This window comes from Delftia sp. S65 (genome assembly GCF_016516495.1).
GTDB lineage: Bacteria > Pseudomonadota > Gammaproteobacteria > Burkholderiales > Burkholderiaceae_C > Comamonas > Comamonas acidovorans.
This window is the reverse complement of the sequence record NZ_JACVUR010000005.1, coordinates 1-25,393: the sequence shown is the minus strand read 5'-3', so window position 1 is coordinate 25,393 and position 25,393 is coordinate 1. Positions and strand designations below refer to the sequence as shown.

The 25,393-nt window shown below is 66.3% G+C and carries 24 protein-coding genes and 1 rRNA gene; 7 read left to right on the top strand and 18 right to left on the bottom strand.

The window, feature by feature from the left end; genetic code table 11:
- Nucleotides 1–190 precede the first annotated feature (190 nt).
- Together IAE24_RS06425 and IAE24_RS06420 are read right to left on the bottom strand one after the other, a co-directional pair.
- Nucleotides 191–679, bottom strand: a complete 489-nt coding sequence (locus IAE24_RS06425; RefSeq protein WP_012202616.1) for a putative toxin-antitoxin system toxin component, PIN family — start codon at nt 677–679, stop codon at nt 191–193.
- Nucleotides 676–1,956 carry a THUMP domain-containing class I SAM-dependent RNA methyltransferase gene (locus tag IAE24_RS06420; protein ID WP_123694669.1) on the bottom strand — a complete coding sequence of 427 codons (1,281 nt, stop codon included), beginning with the start codon at nt 1,954–1,956 and terminating at the stop codon, nt 676–678. The genes IAE24_RS06425 and IAE24_RS06420 overlap by 4 nt, the downstream gene beginning before the upstream one ends.
- A 115-nt stretch (nt 1,957–2,071) precedes the next feature.
- Here IAE24_RS06420 and IAE24_RS06415 point away from each other — a divergent pair, with 115 nt between their 5' ends.
- On the top strand, nt 2,072–3,145 hold the full coding sequence (locus IAE24_RS06415; protein ID WP_199960482.1) for an ornithine cyclodeaminase: 1,074 nt from the start codon (nt 2,072–2,074) through the stop codon (nt 3,143–3,145).
- A 17-nt stretch (nt 3,146–3,162) separates the two neighbouring features.
- Entirely contained in the window at nt 3,163–4,128 is a 966-nt protein-coding gene (rocF, locus tag IAE24_RS06410; RefSeq protein ID WP_034389523.1) for an arginase, read from the top strand.
- A 6-nt stretch (nt 4,129–4,134) separates the two neighbouring features.
- On the opposite strand, the gene rtcA is transcribed toward rocF, so the two are convergent.
- The 5 genes from rtcA to IAE24_RS06385 form a co-directional block, all read right to left on the bottom strand.
- Complete coding sequence (rtcA, locus tag IAE24_RS06405) at nt 4,135–5,178, bottom strand: RNA 3'-terminal phosphate cyclase (RefSeq protein ID WP_199960483.1); 1,044 nt, start codon at nt 5,176–5,178, stop codon at nt 4,135–4,137.
- 9 nt (nt 5,179–5,187) lie between these two features.
- Nucleotides 5,188–6,003 carry a nucleotidyltransferase domain-containing protein gene (locus IAE24_RS06400; RefSeq protein ID WP_199960484.1) on the bottom strand — a complete coding sequence of 272 codons (816 nt, stop codon included), beginning with the start codon at nt 6,001–6,003 and terminating at the stop codon, nt 5,188–5,190.
- Between the two features lie 53 nt (nt 6,004–6,056).
- A complete protein-coding gene (locus IAE24_RS06395; RefSeq protein ID WP_199960485.1) occupies nt 6,057–7,295 on the bottom strand; it encodes an RtcB family protein in 1,239 nt (412 codons plus the stop codon).
- Nucleotides 7,296–7,327: 32 nt separating this feature from the next.
- Entirely contained in the window at nt 7,328–8,173 is an 846-nt protein-coding gene (locus IAE24_RS06390) for a hypothetical protein (protein ID WP_012202609.1), read from the bottom strand.
- A gap of 73 nt (nt 8,174–8,246) precedes the next feature.
- Nucleotides 8,247–9,386, bottom strand: a complete 1,140-nt coding sequence (locus IAE24_RS06385) for a slipin family protein (RefSeq protein ID WP_199960486.1) — start codon at nt 9,384–9,386, stop codon at nt 8,247–8,249.
- Nucleotides 9,387–10,084: 698 nt separating this feature from the next.
- Between IAE24_RS06385 and rtcR the strand changes: the two genes are divergently transcribed.
- Nucleotides 10,085–11,692: an RNA repair transcriptional activator RtcR gene (rtcR, locus tag IAE24_RS06380; protein ID WP_097204336.1), complete on the top strand. Its 1,608-nt coding sequence runs from the start codon at nt 10,085–10,087 to the stop codon at nt 11,690–11,692.
- A 30-nt stretch (nt 11,693–11,722) separates the two neighbouring features.
- Here rtcR and IAE24_RS06375 read toward each other — a convergent pair whose 3' ends face one another.
- The 9 genes from IAE24_RS06375 to IAE24_RS06335 all read right to left on the bottom strand — a co-directional run bounded on the left by IAE24_RS06375 (nt 11,723) and on the right by IAE24_RS06335 (nt 20,330).
- Nucleotides 11,723–13,339 carry an RNA polymerase factor sigma-54 gene (locus tag IAE24_RS06375; RefSeq protein ID WP_199960487.1) on the bottom strand — a complete coding sequence of 539 codons (1,617 nt, stop codon included), beginning with the start codon at nt 13,337–13,339 and terminating at the stop codon, nt 11,723–11,725.
- A 54-nt stretch (nt 13,340–13,393) separates the two neighbouring features.
- Nucleotides 13,394–14,182: an LPS export ABC transporter ATP-binding protein gene (gene lptB / locus IAE24_RS06370; protein ID WP_012202605.1), complete on the bottom strand. Its 789-nt coding sequence runs from the start codon at nt 14,180–14,182 to the stop codon at nt 13,394–13,396.
- Complete coding sequence (gene lptA, locus IAE24_RS06365) at nt 14,179–14,841, bottom strand: lipopolysaccharide transport periplasmic protein LptA (RefSeq protein WP_013804753.1); 663 nt, start codon at nt 14,839–14,841, stop codon at nt 14,179–14,181. The genes lptB and lptA overlap by 4 nt, the downstream gene beginning before the upstream one ends.
- Before the next feature lie 171 nt (nt 14,842–15,012).
- Entirely contained in the window at nt 15,013–15,663 is a 651-nt protein-coding gene (locus IAE24_RS06360; RefSeq protein ID WP_180318402.1) for a thiol:disulfide interchange protein DsbA/DsbL, read from the bottom strand.
- An 81-nt stretch (nt 15,664–15,744) separates the two neighbouring features.
- The gene (locus IAE24_RS06355) at nt 15,745–16,434 is read right to left on the bottom strand and encodes an SPOR domain-containing protein (protein WP_012202602.1); all 690 of its coding nucleotides are present in this window, start codon (nt 16,432–16,434) and stop codon (nt 15,745–15,747) included.
- 20 nt (nt 16,435–16,454) lie between these two features.
- Complete coding sequence (argS, locus tag IAE24_RS06350) at nt 16,455–18,152, bottom strand: arginine--tRNA ligase (protein ID WP_043825927.1); 1,698 nt, start codon at nt 18,150–18,152, stop codon at nt 16,455–16,457.
- A 54-nt stretch (nt 18,153–18,206) separates the two neighbouring features.
- Entirely contained in the window at nt 18,207–18,653 is a 447-nt protein-coding gene (locus tag IAE24_RS06345) for a DUF2214 family protein (RefSeq protein WP_012202600.1), read from the bottom strand.
- A gap of 107 nt (nt 18,654–18,760) precedes the next feature.
- Nucleotides 18,761–19,366: a DUF3016 domain-containing protein gene (locus IAE24_RS06340; RefSeq protein ID WP_013804757.1), complete on the bottom strand. Its 606-nt coding sequence runs from the start codon at nt 19,364–19,366 to the stop codon at nt 18,761–18,763.
- Between the two features lie 28 nt (nt 19,367–19,394).
- Nucleotides 19,395–20,330 carry a LysR family transcriptional regulator gene (locus IAE24_RS06335; RefSeq protein WP_013804758.1) on the bottom strand — a complete coding sequence of 312 codons (936 nt, stop codon included), beginning with the start codon at nt 20,328–20,330 and terminating at the stop codon, nt 19,395–19,397.
- Nucleotides 20,331–20,634: 304 nt separating this feature from the next.
- Here IAE24_RS06335 and IAE24_RS06330 point away from each other — a divergent pair, with 304 nt between their 5' ends.
- The 3 genes from IAE24_RS06330 to IAE24_RS06320 all read left to right on the top strand — a co-directional run bounded on the left by IAE24_RS06330 (nt 20,635) and on the right by IAE24_RS06320 (nt 23,368).
- The gene (locus IAE24_RS06330; protein WP_012202597.1) at nt 20,635–22,827 is read left to right on the top strand and encodes a malate synthase G; all 2,193 of its coding nucleotides are present in this window, start codon (nt 20,635–20,637) and stop codon (nt 22,825–22,827) included.
- An 80-nt stretch (nt 22,828–22,907) separates the two neighbouring features.
- On the top strand, nt 22,908–23,162 hold the full coding sequence (locus IAE24_RS06325; RefSeq protein WP_199960488.1) for a cysteine-rich CWC family protein: 255 nt from the start codon (nt 22,908–22,910) through the stop codon (nt 23,160–23,162).
- Between the two features lie 17 nt (nt 23,163–23,179).
- A complete protein-coding gene (locus IAE24_RS06320) occupies nt 23,180–23,368 on the top strand; it encodes a 4-oxalocrotonate tautomerase (protein ID WP_012202595.1) in 189 nt (62 codons plus the stop codon).
- A 63-nt stretch (nt 23,369–23,431) separates the two neighbouring features.
- Here IAE24_RS06320 and IAE24_RS06315 read toward each other — a convergent pair whose 3' ends face one another.
- Nucleotides 23,432–24,100: a hypothetical protein gene (locus IAE24_RS06315; RefSeq protein WP_199960489.1), complete on the bottom strand. Its 669-nt coding sequence runs from the start codon at nt 24,098–24,100 to the stop codon at nt 23,432–23,434.
- A gap of 99 nt (nt 24,101–24,199) precedes the next feature.
- Here IAE24_RS06315 and IAE24_RS06310 point away from each other — a divergent pair, with 99 nt between their 5' ends.
- The gene (locus tag IAE24_RS06310; protein ID WP_012202593.1) at nt 24,200–24,967 is read left to right on the top strand and encodes a class II glutamine amidotransferase; all 768 of its coding nucleotides are present in this window, start codon (nt 24,200–24,202) and stop codon (nt 24,965–24,967) included.
- Nucleotides 24,968–25,120: 153 nt separating this feature from the next.
- Here the strand turns inward: IAE24_RS06310 and rrf are convergent.
- Nucleotides 25,121–25,233, bottom strand: a 5S ribosomal RNA gene (gene rrf, locus IAE24_RS06305).
- Nucleotides 25,234–25,393 lie beyond the last annotated feature (160 nt).

Below are 25,393 nucleotides of genomic sequence, written 5' to 3'. Positions count from 1 at the left end.
GAAAACTCCTTGTGAAGCCGGGTCGTCCCGGCGCATGCATGTCCCGATGTGGGGGAGGCCGTCCTCCTGGCAGAAGGGCTTGCGCCTTGCTGCATGGCCGCCAGTTTAGGAGAAAGCCTTCAAGCCGGCCGCACCCAGCCTGTTGCCCCGTTGCCGCCTGGGTGGTTGCTGCACAACAGCATCCAGGGCGTCAGGCGGCCAGCGCCTCTTCCTGCTCGGCCAGCAGGATGTTGCCCACGGTGGCGCCCAGGCCGGCCACGCGCTTGCGCAGCTTGAGCACGGCCTTGTCCTTGCTGATCAGCAGCGCCTGGTGCTGGCTGGCCAGGTCCAGGAAATGCTGGTCGTCGGGGTCGGTGCAGGCAAAGCGGATGCGCGGCGCATCGGCCACGTACTCGACCGCTCCGTCAAAGGCCGAGAGCACGCCCTCGACCGTCTTGCCGTAGAAGGCCACGCGCGGCGCGATCTGGCTGTAGTGCAGCACGCGTTCGAGCTCGAGGCGCTGGGCCTGGTCGGCGATCCAGCGCATCTGTCCCTGCTCCACCAGTTCGCGGATGGGGGGGACATGCGGATCGTCGAAGATCAGCATGTCAAGGACCACATTGGTATCAAGCACCACGGGCCGGGGCAGGGGACCTTCGTAGCCGTCGTTGCACTGCGGCCAGCGCAGCACGATCTTCATGGCGCGGCGCCCTCTGCCGGGCCTTCGGCGGCCTTTCTGGGCTTGACTGCGCCACGGATCATGTCGAAGCGGAACAGCCGGCATTCGATGGGCCCGTTCCACATGGGCGTGCGGCGCGCCTCCTTCAGGCGCATCTTGCCGGGCAGCTTGAGGTCGGGCGTGAGCATCCAGGCGCTCCAGCCGCTGTAGTTCTTCTTCCAGTGGGTGGCCAGCTGGCTGAAGAATTCCACGCCGTCCTCGGTCTGGGCCGTCTCGCGGCCCGCGCGCTCGACCACTTCCATGCGTTCGCCGGCGCTGCGGCCGGCCGAGCCGGCTGCGGCAATGCGCTCGCCATAGGGCGGGTTCAGCAGCATCAGGCCGGGCTGCTCGCAAGGCGGCATGCGCTGCAGCGCGTCGCCACCGCGCAGCTGCACGGTCTGGCCCACGCCCGCACGCTCGGCGTTGCGCTGGGCAAAGTCCACCATGCGGTGGGACACGTCGGAGCCATAGATGGCCACGGGGCTGTCGGGCAGGATGGCGGCCTCGGCCTCGTCCAGCATGGCTTCCCACACATGCCTCTGGAAGGGCACCAGCTTCTCGAACGCGAAGCGCCGCAGGATGCCGGCCGGAATGCGGCGTGCAATCTGCGCGGCCTCGATCAGCACCGTGCCGCTGCCGCAGCAGGGGTCGTACAGCGGCTGGGGATCGTCGCCATGCGGGTCCCAGCCCGTGGCGGCGATCATGGCCGCGGCCAGGGTTTCCTTGAGCGGCGCATCGCCCTTGTCCTCGCGCCAGCCGCGCTTGAACAGCGCCTCGCCCGAGGTGTCGATGTAGATGGTGGCCTCGTCGGTCGTCAGGTGCAGGTGCACGCGCACGTCGGGGTGGCGCGTTTCCACGTCGGGGCGCACGCCCTTCTTGTCGCGGAAGCGGTCGGCAATGGCGTCCTTGACGCGCAGCGCCGCGAAGTTGAGGCTGGTCAGCGGGCTGTGCTGGGCCGTGACCTCGATCTTGAAGCTCTCGCGCGGGGAGAACCAGATCTCCCAGGCCACTTCGCTGGCAGCGCGGTACAGGTCGTTCTCGTTGCGGTACAGGGTCTGCGACAGCTGCACCAGCACGCGCTGGGCCAGTCGGCTGTGCAGGTTCAGCAGCAGGGCGTCGCGCCACAGGCCGCGCACCATCACGCCGCCACGGCCCACCATGAGGTCGTGGCCGCTCAGGCCGGTGATCGCGTGGACCTCGTCGGCCAGAAATCCCTCAACGCCGGCGGCGCAGGGCAAAAACAGATGCAGTTGGTTCATAGCTTGGGTGCCGAGCATACGCGCACCGCGATTCCCCGCGCAGGCGCCAGCCGAAACCCGCTTGCCTGCGCTTCGGCCCGGGCCTACAGTGGAAGCAACCGCGAGGGAGAGCACCATGAAGCCTCGAACCACGCCCGTCCACACGGATTTCCTCGGCGCCACGCAGGCCGCACGCCTGGTGGCGCAGGTCGGCGTTGCCGCCTGCCTGGCCGGCCTGGCCGATGCCATCGAGGAAGACTTCGCGCGCTGGCCCGATTTCGAGAAATCGGCCCGCATCGCCCACCATTCGCCCGGCGGCGTGATCGAGCTCATGCCCGTGTCCGATGCGCTCGACTACGCCTTCAAGTACGTCAACGGCCACCCGGACAACGCCGATCGGGACCTGCCCACGGTGATGGCCTTCGGCGCCCTGGCCGACGTGGCCACGGGCCTGCCGGTCTTCCTGTCCGACCTGACGCTGGCCACGGCGCTGCGCACTGCCGCCACCTCGGCGCTGGCCGCGCGCCGGCTGGCGCGGCCGGGCTGCCGCAGCATGGCGCTGATAGGCGCAGGATCGCAGTCCGAATTCCAGGCCCTGGCCTTCACCCACCTGCTGGGCGTGGAACGGCTGCGCATCTTCGACATCGATGTCCAGGCCATGCGCAAGCTGGTGGACAACCTGGGCCATGCGGGCATCGCGGCCCAGCGCATCACCTGCTGCGCCAGCAGCGCCGAGGCCCTGGAGGGCGCCGACATCGTGACCACGGTGACGGCCGCCAAGCACCGCGCCTGCGTGATCGCCGATGCCGACGTGCGCCCGGGCACCCACATCAACGCCGTCGGCGGCGATTGCCCCGGCAAGACCGAGCTGCCCCTGGCACTGCTGCGGCGCGCGCGCATCTTCGTGGAGTTCACGCCCCAGACGCGCGTGGAAGGCGAGCTGCAGCAGTTGCCCGCCGACGCGCCCGTGACCGAGCTGTGGCAGGTCATCAACGGCCAGGCGCCGGGCCGCGGGCATGACACGGAGATCACGCTGTTCGACTCCGTGGGCTTTGCGCTGGAGGACTATTCGGCCCTACGCTGGTTGCGCGCACTGGCCCACGACACCGGGCTGATGCAGTCGATCGACCTGGTGCCTGCGCTGGCCGACCCCCGCGATCTGTACAGGCTGGTGCGCGAGGCCGGTCAGGCAAAACGCGGCTTTGGCTGACACGGGGACTGCATACCATGGGTCCCATGAGCATGAACACCCATACGACCCCGCAGACCGCACGCGCCCTGAGACTCATAGGCGTGCCCACCGACATCGGCGCCAGCCGCCTGGGCAGCGCCATGGGGCCGGACGCACTGCGCGTGGCCGGCCTGGGCCCGGCGCTGCGCCAGCTGGGCTGCCAGGTGAGCGACATCGGCAATCTGGCAGGCCCGCCCAATCCGCAGACACCGCCCGAGCAGGGGCTGCGCCACCTCGCACCGGCCCGTGCCTGGATGCAGGCCGTGCACCAGGCCGTGGGCCAGGCGCTGGACGATGGCGAGCTGCCGCTGATGCTGGGCGGCGACCACAGCCTGGCCATGGGCTCGATCAGCGCCGTGGCCGCCCACTGCCGCCGCCTGGGCCGCGCGCTGCGCGTGATCTGGCTGGACGCCCACGCCGACTGCAACACGCCCGATATCTCGCCCAGCGGCAACCTGCACGGCATGCCCGTGGCTAGCCTGTGCGGCCTGGGGCCCGCGGCGCTCACCGCGCTGTCCCAGGGCGGCGATCCGGCGCTGGCAGCCGCCTCGCTGTGCCAGATCGGCCTGCGCAGCGTGGATGACCAGGAAAAGCGCCTGCTGCATTCGCTGGGCGTGGAGGTCTATGACATGCGCGCCATCGACGAGCTGGGCATGCGCGAGGTCATGCGCCGCGCGCTGGAAGACCTGGAAGGCAGCGACACCCACCTGCACCTGAGCTTCGACGTGGACTACCTCGATCCCGACATCGCGCCCGGCACCGGCACCCCCGTGCGCGGCGGCCCCAGCTACCGCGAGGCCCAGCTGTGCATGGAGATGCTGGCCGACACCGGACGCCTGGGCTCGATGGATCTGGTGGAGCTCAATCCCGCGCTGGATGTGCGCAACCAGACGGCAGAACTGGTGGTGGACCTGCTGGAGAGCCTGTTCGGCAAGAGCACGCTGGTGCGGGCCGATCGCTGACCCCGCTCAGGCTGGCGAGAGCGAAACACGCCAGCCGTCGCCCCCTGCATCTGTGGCGAAGCGCACAGGCACAAAGCGCTCGATCACCTCGAAATTGCTGCGCGCATGCCGCGTCAGTTCCGTGCAGGTGTAGCTGGCACCGCGCCCGCTGCGCCAGACTGCCAGCGCCAGCGGCAGGGCCCATTGGTCGGCCAGGTACGGGCCCAGCGCGGCCCGGCTGCCTTGGTGGCGGCGCACCTCGCGTGCCAGGTCATGCGCCACCTTTTCGGCGCTGACGCCCTTCATGCCGAACTGCGTGAACACTTCACTCAGGTGCTCATAGGCCAGCGTGGCCAGCAGCGCGTTCCCCGGCCCCTCGTTCTGGCGCACGGCAGCCACCTGCAGCTGCTCGCCAGACCAGCCCAGGGCCTGGCCCAGATGGTCCAGTTCGCGCTGGGCCACCGCGCGTGGCAGCGCGGGCGCAAAGCATTCGGCATGGCTGGCCACGGGGGCGCCGCGTTCGGTGATATCGAAAGGCACCAGCCCATTGGCTGCCGGCGTGATCGTCACATCCATCTCGCCGCCACCGGCCGGATAAAAGCCCAGCCGGCGCAGCCGCAGTTCGCAGCGCGCGCCCAGCCTGTGCAGCAGCGGCGCATAGCTGCGCTCCAGGAAATGGAAGGGCGGCGCGGCCGGGTTATGGGTGCCGCCGCCCAGGGTCAGGCGGCTTTCGCCATCGGCCAGCATCAGCGCGGGCCACAGCGTCTGCAGCAGCAGGGTGCAACTGCCCGCCGAGGCGATCACGAAGCGGTACTCGCCCGCACGCACCGGCCCCGGTGTGAATTGCAGCGCCTGCGAATTCATCTCGGCGCCCTGCATCTGGGCGCCGCAGATTTCGGCGGCGGCATTGACGCAGGCCAGGTGCTGGCGCATCAGCCCCGGCTTGGCGCGCCCGGCGCGGATGCGCTGCATGGCAAAGGGCTGGCCCGTGCACATGGACAGCGCCAGCGCGCTGCGCAGCATCTGGCCTCCGCCCTCCCCGGCGGAGCCGTCGATCTCGATCACTTTCATTTTTCTCTTTCATTCATTGCCGCCAAAGCGCGCCACGGCATCCCGCAGATAGCGGTCCAGCGGCGCCGCATCGGCCTGCTCCCCCGGATCGGGCGCATGGGCCATGGCATGGGCCAGCTCGCGCTCCAGGAAATCATGGACCCGCACCCGGCGCGGCCCCTTGGCGGCCTCGCCCAGGCGCATCTTGAGCTCCAGCAGCTCATTGAGCTCGGCCAGCAGGCCTGCATCCTCCAGCGTGCCCGCCGCCAGCTGTGCAAAGCGCATGGGCGGCGTACCACGCCCCTCGCGTATCCAGCGCGCGGCCAGCAAGGGGCGCAGCACGTAGAAGTACTTCTTGTAGCGCACCACATCGCCCTGCAGGTGGGCGCGCAGGTTCTTGCGCGCCATGGCCACGTAGTGGTGGTAGCCGCGCACCGGCGAAAAGCCCTGCTCGGCCAGCAGATGCAGGCGCTCGGCCCAGGGCTGCTCCTGCCGGTAGACCACGGGCGAGCGCAGCCATTCGAGCAGCGTGGGGTTGGAGGCGCGCAGCAGCCCCAGCGCCTTGCGCAGCTCCCAGCCGCTGACATCGAGCTCGCCGCTGAGCGGCTGCTCTATGACATCGCGGCCCGGCGCCACGGTCAGATACCAGGGCAGGCGGTGGACGTAGATGAAGCGCACGTCATAGTCGCTGTCGGGCGAGGCAAATCCCCAGCCGCGGCTGCCCGACTCGCAGGCAAACAGCACCGTGACCTCGTGCCTGCGCTCCACCTCGGCCAGGTTGGCCAGCACCGTGGCGCGCATGGCGTCGGAGACCGGATGCGCGCTCAATACCTTCTCTTCCCTCATGCTCTCATCCTGCTTTCTGTTCTGGAGGATGAGAGCCCGGGGCCCTCATCCACTCACCCTTTCACGCACACCACTTGCTTCAGGGTGTGCACCACCTCCACCAGATCCTGCTGCGCGGCCATGACCGCATCGATGTCCTTGTAGGCCATGGGAATCTCGTCCACCACATTGGCATCCTTGCGGCATTCCACGCCCTCGGTGGCCTTGATGTGATCCTCCACGGTGAACATCTTCTTGGCCTTGGTGCGGCTCATCACGCGGCCCGCACCGTGGCTGCAGCTCTCGAAGCTCTCCGGATTGCCCAGGCCGCGCACGATATAGCTGCGCGCGCCCATGCTGCCCGGGATGATGCCCAGCTCGCCGCGCCGCGCGCTCACCGCGCCCTTGCGGGTGATGAACACGTCCTGGCCGAAATGGCGCTCCTGCTGCACGTAGTTGTGGTGGCAGTTCACCGCCTCCACATGCGACTCGAAGGGCTTGGCGATCACCTTGCGCACCGTGGCGATGAGGTTGACCATCATCACCTCGCGGTTGCGCATGGCGAACTTCTGCGCCCAGGACACGCCGCGCACATAGTCGCCAAAGTAGCGGGCCCCTTCCTCGAAATAGGCCAGGTCCTTGTCGGGCAGGTTGCGCTGATGGAGTTCTGCGTCCTTCTTGGCCAGCTCGATGAAATGGGTGCCGATGGCATTGCCCACGCCGCGCGAGCCCGAGTGCAGCATGAACCACACGAAGCCCGCCTCGTCCAGGCAGATCTCGATGAAGTGGTTGCCACTGCCCAGCGTTCCCAGGTGCTTGCGGTTGTTGGTGTTGGCCAGGCGCGGATGCAGCTCGCACAGCAGGTCGAACTCATCGGCCAGCGTGGCCCAGACCTGGTCCACCGACACGGGCGGGTTCTCCCAGCTGCCGGGATCGCGGCCCCGGTGGCGCGGCACCGAGCCATGCGGCACGGCCTGCTCTATGGCCGAGCGCAGCGGGCCCAGGTTGTCGGGCAGGTCCTCGGCGCGCAGCGTGGTCTTGGCAGCCATCATTCCGCAGCCGATGTCCACGCCCACGGCCGCCGGGATGATGGCCTTGATGGTCGGGATCACCGAGCCCACGGTGGCGCCTATGCCCAGGTGCACGTCGGGCATGGCCGCGACATGCTTGAACACCACGGGCAGGCGCGCGGCGTTCTCCAGCTGCCTGCGCGCCTCGTCCTCCACGGGCACGCCCTTGGTCCACATCTTGATGGGGACGCCGCCCTCGACATCATGCTGTTGGTAGTTGTTCATGGTGCTGTTCTCTTTCATGTCTTTGTTCTTGGTTGAATCGTGTTTCCGCCTCAAGTGGCCATGGCGTCGAATACCGCGCCTATGCGCTCATCCAGCGGGTAGCACTGGTGGTCGCGCTTGCCTGAAGGCAGCCAGGTGCTGGCCGGGCCACGCTCGGCCAGTTGCAGCAGCTTTTCTGCCCAATGCTTCTTGTTGCCTGTCTGCGAGAGCCACTGCTCCATCGTTGCACGGTAGCCATTGCGATCGGATGCGAAGGCATTGCTGATGCAGTGCCCACCCCAGATGAATTCGTAGAAGCATGCATCGACAAAATGCAGCGTGGCGCTCTCGCTGTCACAGGTCAGCCAGTGGTCCAGCAGGGGCTGGAGCGGCACACCGGCGTAGTCCCACATGAGCAAAAAGGAGAAGGCCTCTTCGCCCTGGAAAACGCTGGTGTCCGGCTCAGCCCACTGCTCCAGCCCCAAGGCAAAGAAGGCGCGAGCAAAGGCTTGCAACGCCGCGCTTTCCTGCGATGAAAAGGAGCCGGGCTCGCAGCGACCAAGGCGGTCCAGATACAACTCGGTGGAGTGGTGCAGCCTTGCGCCCTGCGCCAGCAGTTCCAACATTCTTGGCGCCAGGTACTTGATCTCATCCGCAGGCTGGACCACGCTTTTGGCAGCGTCGTTGTATTGGTAAAAATGGTGCTCGGTCAGGCTGCGCAGGGGCAGTCGACGCATCTCGCGCTCCAGGTCTGCATCCATGCAGCATGTGACGCAAGCGTCCAGCGCTACCGACGGCGACCTGTATCCCGCAAAGCTCTGGTAGAGCGCCTGTGATGCAGCAACCAGGGCGTCTGTACGCTCCTGTATTTGCGCTGCAGGCGATTGCATCCTTTTCGATGTCATCTTCTTGTCCATGGTGTCTCTCCTTCAAGGGCAGGCATGAAGCAACCGGCACCGCCAGCCACTCCATACCTGCCTCATCGCGTGATCAACGCATCTTCACCAGCCCGTTGAGCACCTGATCCAGCCCGCCGAACACGGAGATCTTGTCGATGCGCTCGGCCACGCGTTCCAGCGTCTCCAGCTCCTTCATGCGCAGGGCCACGGGGTTGTCCTCCATGACCTTGGCGGTGTTGAGCAGCGAGCGCGTGGCCGCCGTTTCCTCGCGGCGGCGGATCACGTTGGCCTGGGCCTGCTTTTCGGCCTGCACCACCTGGGCCAGGATGGCCTTCATCTCGCCGGGCAGCACGATGTCCTTCACGCCCACGCTCTCCACCACCATGCCGAAGGGCTGCAGCTTGGCCGCCATGTGCGCGGTCACCACGTCGTCGATCACCGTCTTGTTCTCCAGCAGCTCATCGAGCGTGCGGGTGCCCACGGCGGCGCGCAGTGCGAACTGCAGCTCCCGGTACAGGTGCTCGGCGGGCTTTTGCAGCTGGGCAAAGGCGCGCAGAACGTCGGTGTGGCGATAGGTGGCGCTCAGGTTCAGGCGCAGGCTCACCTTGTCGCGGGTCATGATGTCCTGGCCCGAGACCTCGACGGCCTGCAGGCGCAGGTCCACCAGCTCCACGGCAATGCTGCGGCCGAACTTCCAGAACGCATGGCTGCCGGCCTGCAGCAGGCGGTCCACCTTGCCGTCGATGGTCAGCAGCGCGCACTGGCCTGCGGGCACCTGCACCTGCAGCACGCCGTTGAGGCCGGACACGCTGCGCTGGCGCAGTTGCGTCTGGGTCAGGCGCGCCGCCAGGGCGGCGGGCAGCTCGGCGCCGGCCTGCAGGTCGACCACCTGCACGCCCACGTCCACTAGTCCCTTCCAGTACAGGCGGCGCGTGCCGGGCGGCAGGATCTCGACCAGCACGCCGTTTTCGCTGCGCAGGCCCGCCTCGGTCTCGGACAGTTCCACGCGCAGGAATTCGGCGGCCACCACGGCGGGCTCCTGGGCCATCAGGTAGTCGGCCAGGCCGTGCGTGAAGGCGGGCTGCTCCAGGGCAAAGGTTTCCACGCGCAGCTGGTCGGTGCCGGCAAACAGCCAGTGCCGGCCGCTGTGCAGCACGCGCTCGAAATCGCCATTGCGCAGCAGCAGGGCGCGTTCGTTCTTCTTGACGGTGATGCGTTGGATCTTCAGCATTTCTTCTTCTCCTCGTTCGGCGTCTTCGCCGCAATCAACAGGGGTGCCGTTACAGCAGCGGCGGGGTTCCAGGGGGCACGGCCCGGGCCTTGCAGTGCGCCGTGGCGGCAACCCTGGAAACAGGTTGCAGCGTGGCTGGCTGCGGGCGCGGACCGTGCCGGGACCTGGCACAGCCGCCGCCGCTGACGGGTGGCGGCCTTGGGGCTGCATCGCAACCCGGTGGCCACCTCCCGCGTTCGGCGGGTGGTCTTTCGACCGTTTCAATAGCCCGGCCTTGCGGCCGGAAGAGTGGACAGGAATCGAACCTGCGACAGTCCTCTTGCGAGGGTGCTCTACCAGACTGAGCTACCAGTGGCTGGCAAGCCTGGAGTCGAACCAGGCGTCCCTTGCGGGACGGTTTCCACAACCTCGCCGTTACCCAGCGCTTGCGGCGTGCGGCATGCGGGAAATCGACAAGCCCCTGGGGGCCCGGACTTCCGGCACCGGCGGGGCGGGCCTTTGCCCCAACCCCGGCCTGTGAGCGGTCACCGCTTGCACTGGATGCCTTGGTTATTGCGAGATGCGTGCCAGCCTGGCCTCAGGCGCCAAACAATTCTCCAACCCATTGATTTATTTGAATAAATCCCAAATCACACTTTTCTTGATTTCTTCTTCAATCCAAAGAAACTAGAATTTCAGCTATTCAACTAGACAGAAACATGGAAAAGAAAAAGGTCGTCATCGGCTTTCTGGGTACGCAGCTGGACTCCGGCAGGGGCGCGGGGCGCTGGGAAAAATGGCGGCCGACCCTCTCCCTCATGCAGCACGAGGATCTGGTGGTGGAGCGGCTGGAGCTGCTCTACACGCCGCCCCATCTGGCCCTGGCGCAGCTGCTGCAGGGCGACATCGCCACGGCATCGCCCGAGACCCAGGTGAACCTCGTGCCCATGGACATTGCCGATCCCTGGGACTTCGGCGAGGTCTATGCGCGGCTGTTCGACTGGACGCAGGCCTACCGCTTCGACCCCGAGCGCGAGGAGTACTGGACGCACATCACCACGGGCACGCATGTGGCACAGATCTGCCTGTTCCTGCTGGTGGAGTCGCGCCGCATTCCCGGCGTGCTGGCCCAGACCTCGCCACCCCGGCGCCAGCGCATGGGAGACCCGGGCAGCTATGCGCTGATCGATCTGGACCTGTCGCGCTACGACGTGATCGCCCAGCGCTTCGGCGCCGAGCAGAGCGAGGCCGTGCAATTTCTCAAGAGCGGCATCGCCACGCGCAATGCCGGGTTCAACACGCTGATCGACGAGATCGAGCGCGTGGCCGTGCGCTCGCGCGCGCCCATCCTGCTCACGGGACCCACGGGTGCGGGCAAGTCGCATCTGGCGCGGCGCATGTACGAGTTGAAGAAGGCCAGGCACCAGGTGCAGGGCGATTTCGTGGAGGTCAATTGCGCCACGCTGCGCGGCGACGGCGCAGCCTCGGTGCTGTTCGGCCACAAGAAGGGCGCGTTCACGGGCGCTGCGGCCGACCGCGCCGGCCTGCTGCGCAGCGCGCACCAGGGCGTGCTGTTCCTGGACGAAATCGGCGAGCTGGGCCTGGACGAACAGGCCATGCTGCTCAAGGCGGTGGAGGAAAGGCGCTTCTATCCGATGGGCAGTGACCGCGAGGTCAGCAGCGACTTCCAGCTGGTCGCCGGCACGCACCGCGACCTGCGCATCGACGTGGCGCAGGGGCGCTTTCGCGAGGATCTGTTCGCGCGCATCAATCTGTGGTCCTACGCGCTGCCGGGCCTGGCCGGGCGCCCCGAGGACATCGAACCCAACATGGACCACCTGCTCGCGCGCTCGGCCGACGAGACCGGCCAGATGGTGCGCTTCAACGTGGAGGCCCGCGAGCGCTATCTGCGCTTTGCGCGCTCGCCCGAGGCGCTGTGGAGCGGCAACTTCCGCGACCTGTCGGCCAGCATGACGCGCCTGGCCACGCTGGCCGACGGGGGGCGCATCTCCACGGCCCTGGTCGATGCCGAGATCCAGCGCCTGAAGTGGCTGTGGCAAAGAGGCGATGCCGTGCAACCGGCCGGCGCCAGCCTGCAAAGCCTGCTGTCTGCCGAAGTGCTGGAGCCGCTGGATCTGTTCGACCGCATGCAGCTCGAAGCGGTGCTGCGCGTGTGCCGGGAGTCGCCTTCGCTGTCCGATGCGGGGCGCCGCCTGTTCGACCGATCACGCAGCCAGCGCAGCGTGGTCAACGACGCCGACCGCCTGCGCAAGTACCTGCTGAAATTCGGCTTGAAGTGGGATGCCGTGGCCGGCCGAACGCCATAGACACCACGATGGCGAGTTTGCGCGCCTGGGCTACAGCGCCTTGCGCAGCGTGGTCGGCGGGATCTTGAGTAGCTCGCGGTACTTGGCCACCGTGCGCCGCGCGCATTCGATGCCCTGCTCCTTGAGCATGTCGGCGAGCTGGTTGTCCGACAGCGGCTTCTTGGGGTCTTCGGCCGCGACGAACTGCTTGATCAGCGCGCGCACGGCCGTGCTGGAGGCATTGCCACCGGCCTCGGTGCCCAGGCCCGAGCCGAAGAAGTACTTGAGTTCGTAGGTGCCCTGCGGCGTGGCCATGTACTTGGCCGTGGTCACGCGGCTGATGGTGGATTCATGCAGGCCCAGCGCATCGGCAATGTCGCGCAGCACCAGCGGGCGCATGGCCAGCTCGCCATGCACGAAGAAATTCTTCTGGCGCTCCACGATGGCCTGCGACACGCGCAGGATGGTGTCGAAGCGCTGCTGGATGTTCTTGATGAACCAGCGCGCCTCCTGCAGCCGCTGCTGCAGCGCTGCATGGCCTTCGCTGCCCCTGTGGCTGCGCAGCGCGCTGGCATAGATGTCGTGCACGCGCAGCTTGGGCATGACGTCGGGGTTGAGCTGCACGCTGAAGTCCATGCGGCCCGCGCCGCTGCGCACGGGGCGCACGATGACGTCGGGCACGACGATCTGGCGCTGCACGTCGGCAAAGCGCCGGCCCGGGCGTGGCTCCAGCCGGGTGATCAGCACCAGCGCCTCGCGCAGCCGCTCCTCGCGCGCACCGCACAGGCTGGCGAGCTTGCGCAGGTCTCGCCGCGCCAGCAGGTCCATGGGCTGGGCGCAGATGTCCAGCGCGGTGCGCAGCACGGCCTGGCGGTCTTCGTCCTCGGCACTGCCGTTGCCTTCGCGCTCGGCATCGGCCAGCTGGTCGCGCAGTTGCAGCGTCAGGCATTCGGCCAGGTCGCGCGCGCCCACGCCCACGGGCTCCAGGCTTTGCAGCAGGCGCAGCGCCACGGTGAAGCGGTGCACCAGTTCCTCGCACTCCTCCAGATCGTCGCCCGCCAGGCCCTGTGCCAGCTCGTCGAGCGGGTCTTCCAGGTAGCCGTCGTCGTTGAGGTTCTCGATCAGAAAGCGCAGTGCGGCGCGGTCCACCTCGCCCAGGCGCAGGCTCAGGGCCTGGCGGTGCAGGTGGTCGGTCAGGCTTTCGGCGCTGCGTGCCAGTTCGGTGGCATCGGCCTCGTCTTCCTCGCCCTGCCCGCGCGTGCGGCTGGAGGGCGCATCGCTGCCCCAGTCGCGGTCATCGTTGCCCGAGGTGGTCTGGCCGTCGCCTTCCCAGCTCAGGGACTCGGCCGTGCCGGAAGTCTCCACGGCATCGCCGGAGGATGCGTCCGACGAGGGCTCCCACTCCACCGCCGCCGAAGGCTGGTCTGCGCGGCTTTCCTGGAAGGACTCCGTGGCCTCGGCGCCGGGCGCGGCAGGCTCGCGGGTGCCGGCAGCCGCATCGTGATCGCCCTCCTCGTTCGCCAGCTCCAGGAAGGGGTTGTCGCCCAGCATCTGCTCCACTTCCTGCGCCAGCTCCAGCGTGGACAGCTGCAGCAGCTGTATCGACTGCTGCAGCTGGGGAGTGAGCGAAAGATGCTGGGAGACGCGCAGCGACAGACCGGGCTTCAAGCGGCAGCTCCTTCGCGCAGACAGTCTCGCAGACGGGCCAGGCAGGGCATGGCGCTACATCCGGAAGTGTTCGCCGAGGTAGACACGCCGCACTTCGGCGTTGTCCACGATCTCCTCGGGTGTGCCCTGGGCGAGCACGTGGCCGTCGCTGATGATGAAGGCATGGTCGCAGATGCCCAGCGTCTCGCGCACGTTGTGGTCGGTGATCAGCACGCCGATGCCGCGCGCCTTGAGAAAGCCGATGATGCGCTGGATCTCGATCACGGCGATGGGGTCGATGCCGGCAAAGGGCTCGTCCAGCAGGATGAAGCGCGGCTGCGTGGCCAGGGCGCGCGCGATCTCGACGCGGCGGCGTTCGCCGCCCGACAGCGCCAGCGCAGGCGATGCGCGCAGATGGTCCACGCGCAATTCCTGCAGCAGCGCCGTCAGGCGCTCCTCGATGACGCTGCGCGCCAGCGGCCGGCCCTGCTCGTCCCTTTGCAGCTCCAGCACGGCGCGCACGTTGTCCTCGACGCTGAGCTTGCGGAAGATCGATGCCTCTTGCGGCAGGTAGGACAGGCCCAGGCGCGAGCGCTGGTGGATGGGCATGTTGCCCACGGCCTGGCCGTCGATGAAGATGTCGCCGCCGTCGCTGCGCACCAGGCCCACGATCATGTAGAACGAGGTGGTCTTGCCCGCGCCGTTGGGTCCCAGCAGACCCACGACCTCGCCCTTTTTCACGGAAAGCGACACGTCCTTGACCACCTTGCGGCTGCCGTAGGACTTGGCCAGATGGCGTGCCTGCAGGCTGCTGCCCTGGTCGGCGCGTGCAGTGGCAGCCGGGGCTGCGGCTTGCCCGCTCATCGCTTGGTACCGCCGAGGCTGTCCAGGCTGTTGCTGGGCTGCAGGGACGTGCCCGGCGTGCCCGCTGCGGGGGCGCGCGGCTGCGAGCCCGGCGTGCCTTCCTTGGGCGCCAGCACGGCGCGCACGCGCCCGCCCTGGCCGGCCGTGGAGCTGGGCTGGCCACCGCTGGTCTTTTGCCCGTCAACGGTGAACACGTCGGTGAGGTTGTTGTAGACGATGATGGAGCCGGTGATCTCGTCGCTGAGCTGGCCGCCGCGATAGCGGCGCAGTTCGCCACGGCGGATGAACTTCACGAGGTCGGCCTTGCCGTCGTATTCGATGACCTCGCCCTCGCCTTCCACGAATTCCTCGGGCTGGCCCGGCACGGTATCGCGCTTTTGGCGGAAGAAGGCACGCTTGCCCGCCTCGGCCGTCACCACGCCGTACTGAAAGCCTTCAGGGTCTTGCCGCACATCGAGCTGGGCGCCGCGCAGCACGATGGTGCCCTTGGTCATCACCACGTTGCCAGTGAAGACGCTGGTCTGCTTGAGTTCGTCATGGCGCAGCGCATCAGCCTCGATGTTCATGGGCTTGGTGCTGTCGGCCTTTTCGGCCTGGGCCATACCGGCGAAAGCCGCCAGGGCGGCGGCGAGCAGGAGGGAGGAAAGTCGTTGTTTCATGGAGGGCACGCTTCTTGCATCCATTGTAGGGGGTGTCGCGCGCAACCGTTCCTGGCGTCTTTCAACGGGCACGGAAAGCGCTGACACAAAGGCACAAAAAGAGGTTTCCAAAAGCGACAGGCCCGCACAATGGCGGGCCTGTCGCGGCTTGGCTGGGCCGAGGCCCGGGCCTCAGCCCTTGCGGCTGGTGGCGATCAGCTGATCGACCACGCGCAGCACATTGGTCATGTTGCCGGCCTTGGTGCCGTCGGTGTAGTAACGGCCCGCCACGCCCATGGCCGGCACGCCTTCCACGTCATAGTCCTGCTGCAGCTGGGTGGCCTTGCGAACCTGGTTGGAGACGCTGAAGGAGTTGTAGACCTCCTTGAACTTGGCCACGTCCACGCCCTGCTTGCCGACCCAGGCGAAGATGTCCTCGTCCTTGGCCAGGCGGTTGCGCTCCACATGGATGGCGTGGAAGGCGCGCGCATGCATGGTGTCCAGCAGGTTCATGCCTTCGAAGGCGTAGTAGAGCTTTTGCTGGGGCACGAAAGTGGCGTTGAAAGCCACGGGCACGCGGTGCACGACCACGTCGGCCGGCGCCTGGTTCTTCCAGGCGGCAAAGGTGGGCTCGAACGCATTGCAGTGCGGGCAGCTGTACCAGAAGAACTCGACCACCTCGACCTTGCCGGCGCCGGCGCTGGTGGGTGCGGGCTTGGCCAGCTTGATGTAGTCCTTGCCCTCCTTGGGCGCTGCGGCCTGGGCCTGGGCGGCGGAAGTGCCCAGCGTCAGTGCGCTGGCAGCGGCTGCCGAGGCAGCCAGGGAAAAGTCGCGGCGATTCATCAAAACAAACTCCTCGTTCAATGCTGCAGGTTAGGAGGCAGGGGCCCGCCAAAAGTTCAGCGCTCTTGTTGCAACGCGCTTTCAGCGTGCGGCGCGCACCAGCGTGGACTCGACCCCGGCGCCATCGAGCTTTTGCTTGAGCTGCTCGGCATCGTCGCGCTTGGTGAACGGACCCACACGCACGCGGAAGATGGTGATGCCGTTTTGCTCGCGCTCGCTCACGCGCGCCTCCCAACCCAGCATGGCCAGCTTGGCGCGCTGCGCATCGGCATCGCCCTGGCTGCGGAAGGCGCCGGCCTGCACGAAGTAGTTGAAGGCGGCGTCGGCCTTTTCTGCCTTTTCCGCCTTCTCGGCGGCGGCGGAGCGCGACTTGACCAGGTCACCCAGCGGATCGGCCGAGCTCTTGCCATCGGCCTTGGTTTCGGGCTTGGCGGGCGGCTTGGCCGGGTCCACGGGCGCGGGTGGCGGAGTCACGCCTCCTGCCACGGCGGGCGGGGTGGGGGCGGTTGGTGCGGTGCTGCCGGGGAGGCTGGGCGTGACGGCGGCCGGTGGTGGCGGCGCCGGGTTCTTGCCCTGCAGCGGCGCGTTGGGGTCCCAGTTCTTGTTGCGCTGGGCCTCGGCCGCGTCCTGGTCGGCCGTCTTGCCGCCCTTGGAGAGAAAGGGCACGGGCACCTTGGTCACATAGACGGCGACGGCCAGGGCTGCTGCCAGCCCGACGATCATGCCGATGATGAGACCGATGACGGTGCCCCCACGTTGCTGTGTCTTCATAGATCGCTTGTCGCTCGAAGTTACATGCGTTGCGGGGCCGAGACGCCCAGCACTGCCAGGCCATTGTGCAATACCTGGCGCGTGGCCGAGATCAGCGCCAGGCGGGCGAGCTTGACCTTTTCGTCGTCCACCAGGATGCGTTCCGCGTCGTAGTAGCTGTGGTACAGCGAGGCCAGTTCGCGCAGGTAGAACGTCACGTCGTGCGGCGCATTGCCTTCTGCGGCCGAGGTCAGCATGGCCGGGTACTTGGCCAGCTGCAGCATCAGCGCCTGGGCCTGCGGGCCTTCCAGCGCCGACAGGTCCACGTCCTTGAGCGTGGCCGCGTCACCACCCCAGGCGGCCAGCACCGAGCAGATGCGCGCATGGGCGTACTGCACGTAGTACACGGGGTTGTCGTTGTTCTGGGCCACGGCCAGGTCCACGTCGAAGGTGTACTCGGTGTCGGGCTTGCGGGACAGCAGGAAGAAACGCACCGCGTCCTTGCTGGTCCACTCGATCAGGTCGCGCAGCGTGACGTAGGAGCCGGCGCGCTTGCTGATCTTGACTTCCTCGCCGCCGCGCACCACGCGCACCATGGTGTGCAGCACATAGTCGGGATAGCCGGCAGGGATGCCCACGTCGGCGGCCTGCAGGCCGGCGCGCACGCGCGCGATGGTGCCGTGGTGGTCCGTGCCCTGGATGTTGACGACCTTGGAGTAGCCGCGCTTGAATTTCTGGATGTGGTAGGCGACATCGGGCACGAAGTACGTGTAGTTGCCGTCCTGCTTGCGCATCACGCGGTCCTTGTCGTCACCGTAGTCGGTGGACTTGAGCCAGAGCGCGCCGTCGAGTTCGTAGGTATGTCCGCCCGCGATCAGGCGCTGCACCGCGTCCTCGACATAGCCGTTGGTGTAGAGGCTGGATTCGAGGTAGTACTCGTCAAAGTGCAGGTTGAAGGCCTGCAGGTCCTTGTCCTGCTCGTTGCGCAGATAGGCGACGGCGAACTGGCGGATGTTGTCGTAGTCCTCGACATCGCCGTTGGCCGTGAATTCGCGGTCATCGGCCTTGACGGTCTTGCGGGCCAGGAAGTCGTCGGCGATGTCCTGGATGTAGGAGCCGTTGTAGAAGGCCTTGCTTGCCGGATTCTCGGGATCGATGGGCCAGCATTCGTCACCGGGCTTGAAGCCCTTGGCACGCAGCTGCGTGCTCTTGGTCAGCGTGTCGATCTGCACGCCCGCGTCGTTGTAGTAGAACTCGCGGTGCACGCCCCAGCCCTGCGTGGCATAGAGGTTGCAGATGGCATCGCCCAGCGCGGCCTGGCGGCCATGGCCCACGTGCAGCGGGCCGGTGGGGTTGGCGGAGACGAACTCGACCAGCATCTTTGCGCCACGGTCGGCCAGCCAGCCGAACTTCTCGGCCTGCTCCAGCACTTCGCGGATGATTTGCTGCTTGGCGGCGGGCTTGAGGCGGATGTTCAGAAAGCCGGGGCCGGCGATCTCGATGGCATCGACCCAACGCTGGAAGGACGGCGTGGCCTCCAGCGCAGCCTTGAGCTGCTCGCCCAGCGAACGCGGGTTGAGCTTGAGCGGCTTGGCCAGCTGCATGGCGGCCGTGCAGGCGAAATCGCCATGGGCAGCCACCTTGGGGGATTCAAAAGCGGCACGGGCACCGGCGCCGGGCGACAAAGTTTCAAGCTCGCCGGCCAGAGCCGCGAGCAGTTCCTGTTTGACGGAGAGCATCGGCGGATTCTACGTGGCAGGCCCACCCCATGCCGCCGGACAGGAAAACGGAGCCTACATGCCCCGCGCCCAGAACACCGCGACGACGGCGATCACGGGCACCACATGGGCCTGCCACATCACCCAGCGGCGCGTGCTGGCGACCTCGGCCGGCTGGGGCAGGCCCTGGCCGGCATCCAGCGCGCGGCGCCAGCGCCGGAAGGCCAGCGTGGGCTTGATCGACAGCAGCGCGCCGACGACAAACAAAGTCATCTTCAGATGAAACAGTGGCTGCGAGACGTACCAGGACATGCCCTTGACGCCCCACACCAGACGGGCGATGCCGGTGAGCACCAGGAAGACCACGGCAAGGCCATAGATCATGTCCAGCCGCGCCAGGCGCTGCACCACGGCGGCGTTCATCCACTCGCTGCGGCACAGCGCCGCCTGGCTGGACAGGAACACCACGAAGGTGAGGATGGCCAGCAGGTGGAGGCTGGCCAGGATGGCTTCTATCGTCATGGGGAATCCGTATAGAAATTGGGCCTCTTGGGCCAAGTGTCCATTACGCCAGAAACGGGGACTGCCATCGTGATGTCCGAGGCAATCGGTAGACCACTGCGGTCCGGTCAGCGCCCCAGTTCCGCGCGCACCCAGTCGTCCAGCAGCGTCTTTTCGTAGCGCAGGGGATCGTTGGGATACAGGTCCGGGCGCATCATGAAGCTGGCGTCGCGCAGCTGGCGGCTGCCTTCTCGCAGCAGCTTTCCATCGGCTCCCAGCAGCTTGAAGCGCAGGTCGATGCGCGGTGGGTAGATGTCGCGCACGATGCGCACATCGGCAGCCTGGGGCCCGCGCCAGGGCTCGAAGCCGCCTGCGCGCTGCACATCGGTGAGGTGAACTTCAAGCCGCTGGCCCTGGGGCAGCCTGGGCGCGGCACGCTCGGCCAGGAACTGGGCCAGCGCATCGACCCAGGCGCGGCGCGCCTTCTCGGACTCCTGGGGTCCGTTGCGCCCGGCGTCGAACCGCGAGGGATCGTCAAAGGTCACGCTCACGATGCCGGCAGGCACCGCGCCCTGCCGCATCCCGTCCGGCCGGCCCTGCCCCGGCCCCTGGACGGCGCAGCCCGCCACCATGCCCAGGCAGGCGGCTCCCAGCGCCATGCGCATCCAGCGCCGCCGTCCTCGGGCCGCGCCCTGCGTTGCGGATACCGCTTTCGTCGCTATCGACACTGCCATGCTCATTCCTCCTTGCTGGGCGGCCCGCTCAGGCCGCGTGGGTACGCCGCCAGAAATCCGGCTGCTCGTAATGGTGCTTGAGATAGTCGATCCACAGCCGCACACGCAGCGGCATGTGCTTGCGCTGGGGAAAGACGACAAAAATGCCATTGGGCGGTGCCGCGAATGTTTCGAGCACGGCCACCAGGCGGCCCGAGGTGATCTCGGCCTCGACCTCCCAGGTGCTGCGCCAGGCGATGCCCCAGCCGCCCAGGCACCAGTCGTGCAGTACCTGTCCATCGGAGCAGTCCAGCGGGCCGCCCGGCTTGAAGTGCACGACCTCGCTGGTGCCGCTGTCGGGATGGGGGATGCGAAAGGCCCAGCCACGCGTCTGCGAGGCGTCGCTGGACAGCGTCAGGCAGTCGTGCTGGGTCAACTCGCTGGGGTGGCGCGGCGTGCCCCGGCGCTCCAGATAGGCAGGCGTGGCCACGCACTGGCGCCGGTTGTCGGCAATGCGCACGCTGACCAGGGCCGAGTCGGGCAGATCGCCCACGCGCACCGCGCAGTCAAAGCCTTCGCCGGCCAGATCGACCACGCGGTCGCTGAGGTTCAGGGAAATCGTCACATCCGGGTGCAGATCCCGAAAGAGCGGCACCAGGGGCGCCACGTGCCGCCTGCCAAAGCCCGCCGGCGCCGTGATGCGCAGGTGGCCCGTGGCCTTGACCCCGCCCGCGCTGACACTGGCCTCGGCGTTGGACACATCGGACAGCAGGCGCTGGCAATCCTCGAGAAAGGCGCTGCCCTCATGCGTGAGGGAGATGCGCCGCGTGGTGCGCACCATGAGCTTGACGCCCAGGTGCTCTTCCAGGGCATCGAGGCGCCGCCCCATGATGGCCGGCGCCACGCCTTCCGCCTTGGCCGCTGCCGTGAGGCTGCCGCGCGTTGCCACCGATACGAATGACTCGAATGCCTTGAGCTTGTCCATGACCGCTGTCCGTTTCTTTTCCGTGTTCTTGTGGGGCATGCGACCGCACACCCGTCTCCTGTGACTCGCCTTTTTGCATAGTGGGCACTGGCTGTCCTCCATGTGCACCATGCATAGGGCTGCGCGCCAAAGCCGGCCGGTTTTGGCGCGCGCATAACCTTCCCACATTTTTGCGTAAAAGTCACGAGTTTTAAGATTTATGGTCTATTTATGTACGCAAATAAATCTAATAAAGTATTCCTTATAGTCAGGCCCGAAAAGGGTCTGCCAAGCCTTTCCATCCATCCAACCCGGGGTTCCCACCATGACCGATCGCACCCAAGCCCACAGCCTGCAGGTCGCTACAGAGCTGCACCGTTTCATCAATGAACAAGTGCTCCCGGGCACCGGTGTCGCTCCCGAGGCGTTCTGGAAAGGCTTCGACGCGATCGTCAACGATCTGGCTCCTCGCAATGCCGCCCTGCTGGCCGAGCGTGACCGCCTGCAGACCGAGCTGGACACCTGGCACAAGGCCCATCCCGGCCCCATCACCGACATGGCCGGCTACCAGCAGTTCCTGACGCAGATCGGCTATCTGGTCGAGCAGCCCAAGGATGCCAAGGCCACCACCACCAATGTGGATGCTGAACTGGCCATCCAGGCCGGCCCCCAGCTGGTCGTGCCCATTCTCAACGCCCGCTATGCGCTGAACGCCGCCAACGCGCGCTGGGGGTCGCTGTATGACGCGCTGTACGGCACGGATGCCATCGGCGAAGACGGCGGCGCGGAAAAGGGCAAGGGCTACAACCCCGTGCGCGGCGCCAAGGTGATCGCCTTCGCACGTGATTTCCTGGACCAGGCGGCCCCGCTGGCCTCGGGCTCGCACAAGGATGCCGCCGGCTATCGCGTGGAAGCTGGCCAGCTGGTCGTCGCGCTCAAGAGCGGCGGCACCACGGGCCTGAAGAACACCGCCCAGTTCGTCGGCTACCAGGGTGATGCTGCGGCGCCCTCTTCCGTGCTGCTGCTCAACAACGGCCTGCACATCGACATCCGCATCGACAAGACCACGGCCATCGGCCAGACCGATGCCGCCGGCGTGGCCGACGTGGTGGTCGAAGCCGCCCTGTCCACCATCCTGGACCTGGAAGACTCCGTGGCCGCCGTGGATGCCGAGGACAAGGTGGTCGGCTATGCCAACTGGCTGGGCATCCTCAAGGGCACGCTGACCGAAACCTTCGACAAGGGCGGCAAGAGCATGACGCGCGGCCTGAACGCCGACCGCGAGTACACGGGCGCCGATGGCAAGCCCGTCAAGCTGCATGGCCGTTCGCTGATGTTCGTGCGCAATGTCGGCCACCTGATGACCAACCCGGCCATCCTCTGGGGCAACGGCAAGGAAATTCCCGAGGGCATCCTGGACGCCATGGTCACCACGGCCATCGCCGTCCACGACATCAAGGGTCTGGGCGCCAACGGCATCCGCAACTCGCGCACGGGCAGCGTCTACATCGTCAAGCCCAAGATGCACGGCCCCGCGGAAGCCGCCTTCGCCAGCGAGCTGTTCGGCCGCGTGGAAAAGGTCCTGGGCCTGCCCGAGAACACCGTCAAGCTGGGCATCATGGACGAGGAGCGCCGTACCAGCGTCAACCTCAAGGCCTGCATTGCCGCTGCCGCATCGCGCGTGGCCTTCATCAACACCGGCTTCCTGGACCGCACGGGCGACGAAATGCACACCGCCATGTATGCCGGCCCCATGGTCCGCAAGGCCGACATGAAGGGCAGCGCCTGGCTGGCCGCCTATGAGCGCAGCAACGTGCTCGTGGGCCTGGGCCTGGGCCTGCGCGGCAAGGCGCAGATCGGCAAGGGCATGTGGGCCATGCCCGACCTGATGAAGGCCATGCTGGAGCAAAAGATCGGCCACCCCAAGGCCGGCGCCAATACCGCCTGGGTACCCTCGCCCACGGCCGCCACGCTGCACGCCCTGCACTACCACCAGGTCAACGTGGCCGAAGTGCAAAAGCAGCTGGAGCAGACCAATGCCGACGCCGAGCGCGCCACCATCCTGGCCGACCTGCTGCAGGTGCCCGTGGTCAAGGAAGACAAGTGGAGCGCGGCTGAAAAGCAGCAGGAGCTGGACAACAACGTCCAGGGCATCCTCGGCTATGTGGTGCGCTGGGTGGACCAGGGCGTGGGCTGCTCCAAGGTGCCCGACATCCACAACGTGGGCCTGATGGAAGACCGCGCCACGCTGCGCATCTCCAGCCAGCACATCGCCAACTGGCTGCAGCACGGCATCGTGACCGAGGCCCAGGTGCGCGAGACCTTCGAGCGCATGGCCGCCGTGGTTGACCAGCAGAACGCGGGCGATGCGCTGTACAAGCCCATGGCCGGCCACTTCGACACCTCGATGGCCTACCAGGCTGCCTGTGACCTGGTCTTCAAGGGCAAGGAGCAACCCAGTGGCTACACCGAGCCCCTGCTGCATGCCTGGCGCCTGAAGGTCAAGGCAGCCGCCTGACATCTGGCGGCGCCCAAGGCTGCAAAAGCACCCAGGCTTGCCTGAGGTGCTTTTTTCATGGGCCTACACTCGGAACCACGATGAGTGCCCCTCCCCCCGATGCGAATCTGTGTCCGCTGTGCGGCCGCAGCAATCAATGCGCCATTCTTGCGGGCGTTGATCCGCTGAACTGCTGGTGCATGGACACCCCGGTGGCACCCGATGCACTGTCCCGCATTCCGGAGCCCATGCGCAACAAGGCCTGCCTGTGCCCCGCCTGCGCGCTCGGCACCGACAAGTCTCGACCGCCCGCGTCGGCCGATATGATGTCGCCGACCCAACCCCCTAGAACTTGATCCCTGAGGAGATTGACATGCCCACGTACCACGTCGAAATGATGGAAGGCCGCACCGTCGAACAAAAGCGCAAGCTGGTCGAAGAGATCACGCGCGTCTCGGTCGAAGTCCTCGGCGGCTCGCCCGAATCGGTGGACATCCTGATCACCGATATCAAGCGCGAAAACTGGGCCACGGGCGGCAAGCTCTGGTCCGAACGCAGCTGAGGACTTTTCGCTCAGTGCATGCAAAAGGCAGCTTTGGCTGCCTTTTTTCATGAAACCTGGTCTTTAATCCCGTATTTCCATGAGTGCCTGCAGTGCACTCCCAGCCACCGTCCAGGGCACAGGCATGGAGGCATCTGGCTTCCAGTGCCTGGCAACGCCGTCCATGGACACCTGGGTCAGGGCCACCTGGGTAGCACCAGCAGCATGGGCCTGAACAGCCGCATCGGCCATGCACGCCACATAGCCGGCGACATCACCACTGCGAAAAAGAGCCCAGGCCCCTTCAACACACTGCAGCTGCATGCGTTGATCTGCGTTGCCTTGCTGCAGTTCTCCCATGAACAGATTGCGCGTGGCTTCGTACGTCGTGGGAGCGGCGCACAGCAGTGCAATGCGCGATTCGGGGTCACTTTGCAAGGCAGCGGCCACCTTGCGGGCCAGCATGCCATCGGCACGCCAGACCTTGCCACTGCGGCAATCCGCCACGGCCGGGCCCAGGGTCGAGCAGGTCAGCAGCACGGCATCGATATCGGCATGATCTGCCAGCGCATCAAGCTGCCCTGCCGTTTTCTGCCGAAGCGACGCATTCATGCAACCTGCAGCCTCCGCCTCCAACAGCAGTTCCTCATGCACCTGATGAACGATTGAGTGGGCCGGCCAGCCCAGTTCGGCAGCCGCCTGTTCGAAGATCACGGCGTTGCTGTGCGCCGTATGCAGACAGAGGATGGGCATGGGTATGTTCCGTTTTTTTGCCGTTGCACCGCATTGTGCTTGCAGCTGCCGCGCCAGGCGTTAGGCTATGGCTTGAACTACGCAAACAACGATACCGCCATGTGCCAGCTGCTTGGAATGAACTGCAACACGCCCACCGACGTGCGCTTCAGCTTTTCGGGGTTCACCCAGCGGGCGGGCAATACGGGCGACCATACGGACGGCTGGGGCATCGCCTTCTTCGAAGACAAGGGCCTGCGCCACTTCGTCGGCTATGAGCGCGCCATCGACTCGCCCATCGCCAAGCTGATACGCGAGTATCCGATCAAGAGCCGCAACGTCATCGCCCACATCCGCAAGGCCACGCAGGGTGCGGTAAGCCTGCAGAACTGCCACCCCTTCGTGCGTGAACTGTGGGGCCGCAACTGGGTCTTTGCCCACAACGGAGATCTCAAGGGCTTCGCTCCCAAACTCCATGCCCACTTCCATCCAGTAGGCAACACCGACAGCGAGCAGGCCTTCTGCTGGATTCTTCAGGAGCTCTGGAAATCCCATGCCGGCCTGCCCAGTGTGCAGGAACTCACGCATACGCTGCGCGAACTGGCCAGGCGCATCTCGCCGCACGGTACCTTCAACTTCCTGCTGTCCAACGGAGAGGCGCTGTGGGCCCATGCCACCACACACCTGTGCTACATCGAACGTCGCCACCCCTTTGCCCAGGCCCATCTGTCGGATGAGGACCTTACCGTGGACTTCGCCCGAGAGACCACACCACAGGACCGTGTGGCCATCATCGTCACTGCACCGTTGACCAAGAATGAAACCTGGACATCAATCCAGTCGGGCGAACTCAAGGTCTTTGTACAGGGTGAATGCCTGCCGCTCTGAAGCATTGCGCATTCAGAATGAAAAAAGAGAGCGCGTTAGCGCTCTCTTTTTTTGGGATGTCCATTTTGGCTGCTCTGCCTGTTTCCCCGTTTCCTGCGGCCCAATGCAAAAAACCCCGTAGCTTTGGGCTACGGGGTTTCTTGGGCTGTAAGAGCCTGACGATGACCTACTTTCACACGGGAACCCGCACTATCATCGGCGCAAAGTCGTTTCACTGTCCTGTTCGGGATGGGAAGGAGTGGTACCAACTTGCTATGGTCATCAGGCATAACTTGTTGTCATGCTGCTCACGGAGCAACACAACGAATTCATAGAGTCTGTAATCAGCTTTGTATTTTGACTGCGCCTTACTTGGCATAACCACCTTGATGATCAACGTCATCAAAGTTATAGGGTCAAGCCTCACGAGCAATTAGTATCAGTTAG

Coding starts and splice junctions, on each gene's coding strand:
- IAE24_RS06425 (WP_012202616.1), bottom strand. CDS start 679: ATGAAGATCGTGCTGCGCTGGCCGCAGTGCAACGACGGCTACGAAGGT.
- IAE24_RS06420 (WP_123694669.1), bottom strand. CDS start 1,956: ATGAACCAACTGCATCTGTTTTTGCCCTGCGCCGCCGGCGTTGAGGGA.
- IAE24_RS06415 (WP_199960482.1), top strand. CDS start 2,072: ATGAAGCCTCGAACCACGCCCGTCCACACGGATTTCCTCGGCGCCACG.
- rocF (WP_034389523.1), top strand. CDS start 3,163: ATGGGTCCCATGAGCATGAACACCCATACGACCCCGCAGACCGCACGC.
- rtcA (WP_199960483.1), bottom strand. CDS start 5,178: ATGAAAGTGATCGAGATCGACGGCTCCGCCGGGGAGGGCGGAGGCCAG.
- IAE24_RS06400 (WP_199960484.1), bottom strand. CDS start 6,003: ATGAGGGAAGAGAAGGTATTGAGCGCGCATCCGGTCTCCGACGCCATG.
- IAE24_RS06395 (WP_199960485.1), bottom strand. CDS start 7,295: ATGAAAGAGAACAGCACCATGAACAACTACCAACAGCATGATGTCGAG.
- IAE24_RS06390 (WP_012202609.1), bottom strand. CDS start 8,173: ATGGACAAGAAGATGACATCGAAAAGGATGCAATCGCCTGCAGCGCAA.
- IAE24_RS06385 (WP_199960486.1), bottom strand. CDS start 9,386: ATGCTGAAGATCCAACGCATCACCGTCAAGAAGAACGAACGCGCCCTG.
- rtcR (WP_097204336.1), top strand. CDS start 10,085: ATGGAAAAGAAAAAGGTCGTCATCGGCTTTCTGGGTACGCAGCTGGAC.
- lptB (WP_012202605.1), bottom strand. CDS start 14,182: ATGAGCGGGCAAGCCGCAGCCCCGGCTGCCACTGCACGCGCCGACCAG.
- lptA (WP_013804753.1), bottom strand. CDS start 14,841: ATGAAACAACGACTTTCCTCCCTCCTGCTCGCCGCCGCCCTGGCGGCT.
- IAE24_RS06360 (WP_180318402.1), bottom strand. CDS start 15,663: ATGAATCGCCGCGACTTTTCCCTGGCTGCCTCGGCAGCCGCTGCCAGC.
- IAE24_RS06355 (WP_012202602.1), bottom strand. CDS start 16,434: ATGAAGACACAGCAACGTGGGGGCACCGTCATCGGTCTCATCATCGGC.
- argS (WP_043825927.1), bottom strand. CDS start 18,152: ATGCTCTCCGTCAAACAGGAACTGCTCGCGGCTCTGGCCGGCGAGCTT.
- IAE24_RS06345 (WP_012202600.1), bottom strand. CDS start 18,653: ATGACGATAGAAGCCATCCTGGCCAGCCTCCACCTGCTGGCCATCCTC.
- IAE24_RS06340 (WP_013804757.1), bottom strand. CDS start 19,366: ATGGCAGTGTCGATAGCGACGAAAGCGGTATCCGCAACGCAGGGCGCG.
- IAE24_RS06335 (WP_013804758.1), bottom strand. CDS start 20,330: ATGGACAAGCTCAAGGCATTCGAGTCATTCGTATCGGTGGCAACGCGC.
- IAE24_RS06330 (WP_012202597.1), top strand. CDS start 20,635: ATGACCGATCGCACCCAAGCCCACAGCCTGCAGGTCGCTACAGAGCTG.
- IAE24_RS06325 (WP_199960488.1), top strand. CDS start 22,908: ATGAGTGCCCCTCCCCCCGATGCGAATCTGTGTCCGCTGTGCGGCCGC.
- IAE24_RS06320 (WP_012202595.1), top strand. CDS start 23,180: ATGCCCACGTACCACGTCGAAATGATGGAAGGCCGCACCGTCGAACAA.
- IAE24_RS06315 (WP_199960489.1), bottom strand. CDS start 24,100: ATGCCCATCCTCTGTCTGCATACGGCGCACAGCAACGCCGTGATCTTC.
- IAE24_RS06310 (WP_012202593.1), top strand. CDS start 24,200: ATGTGCCAGCTGCTTGGAATGAACTGCAACACGCCCACCGACGTGCGC.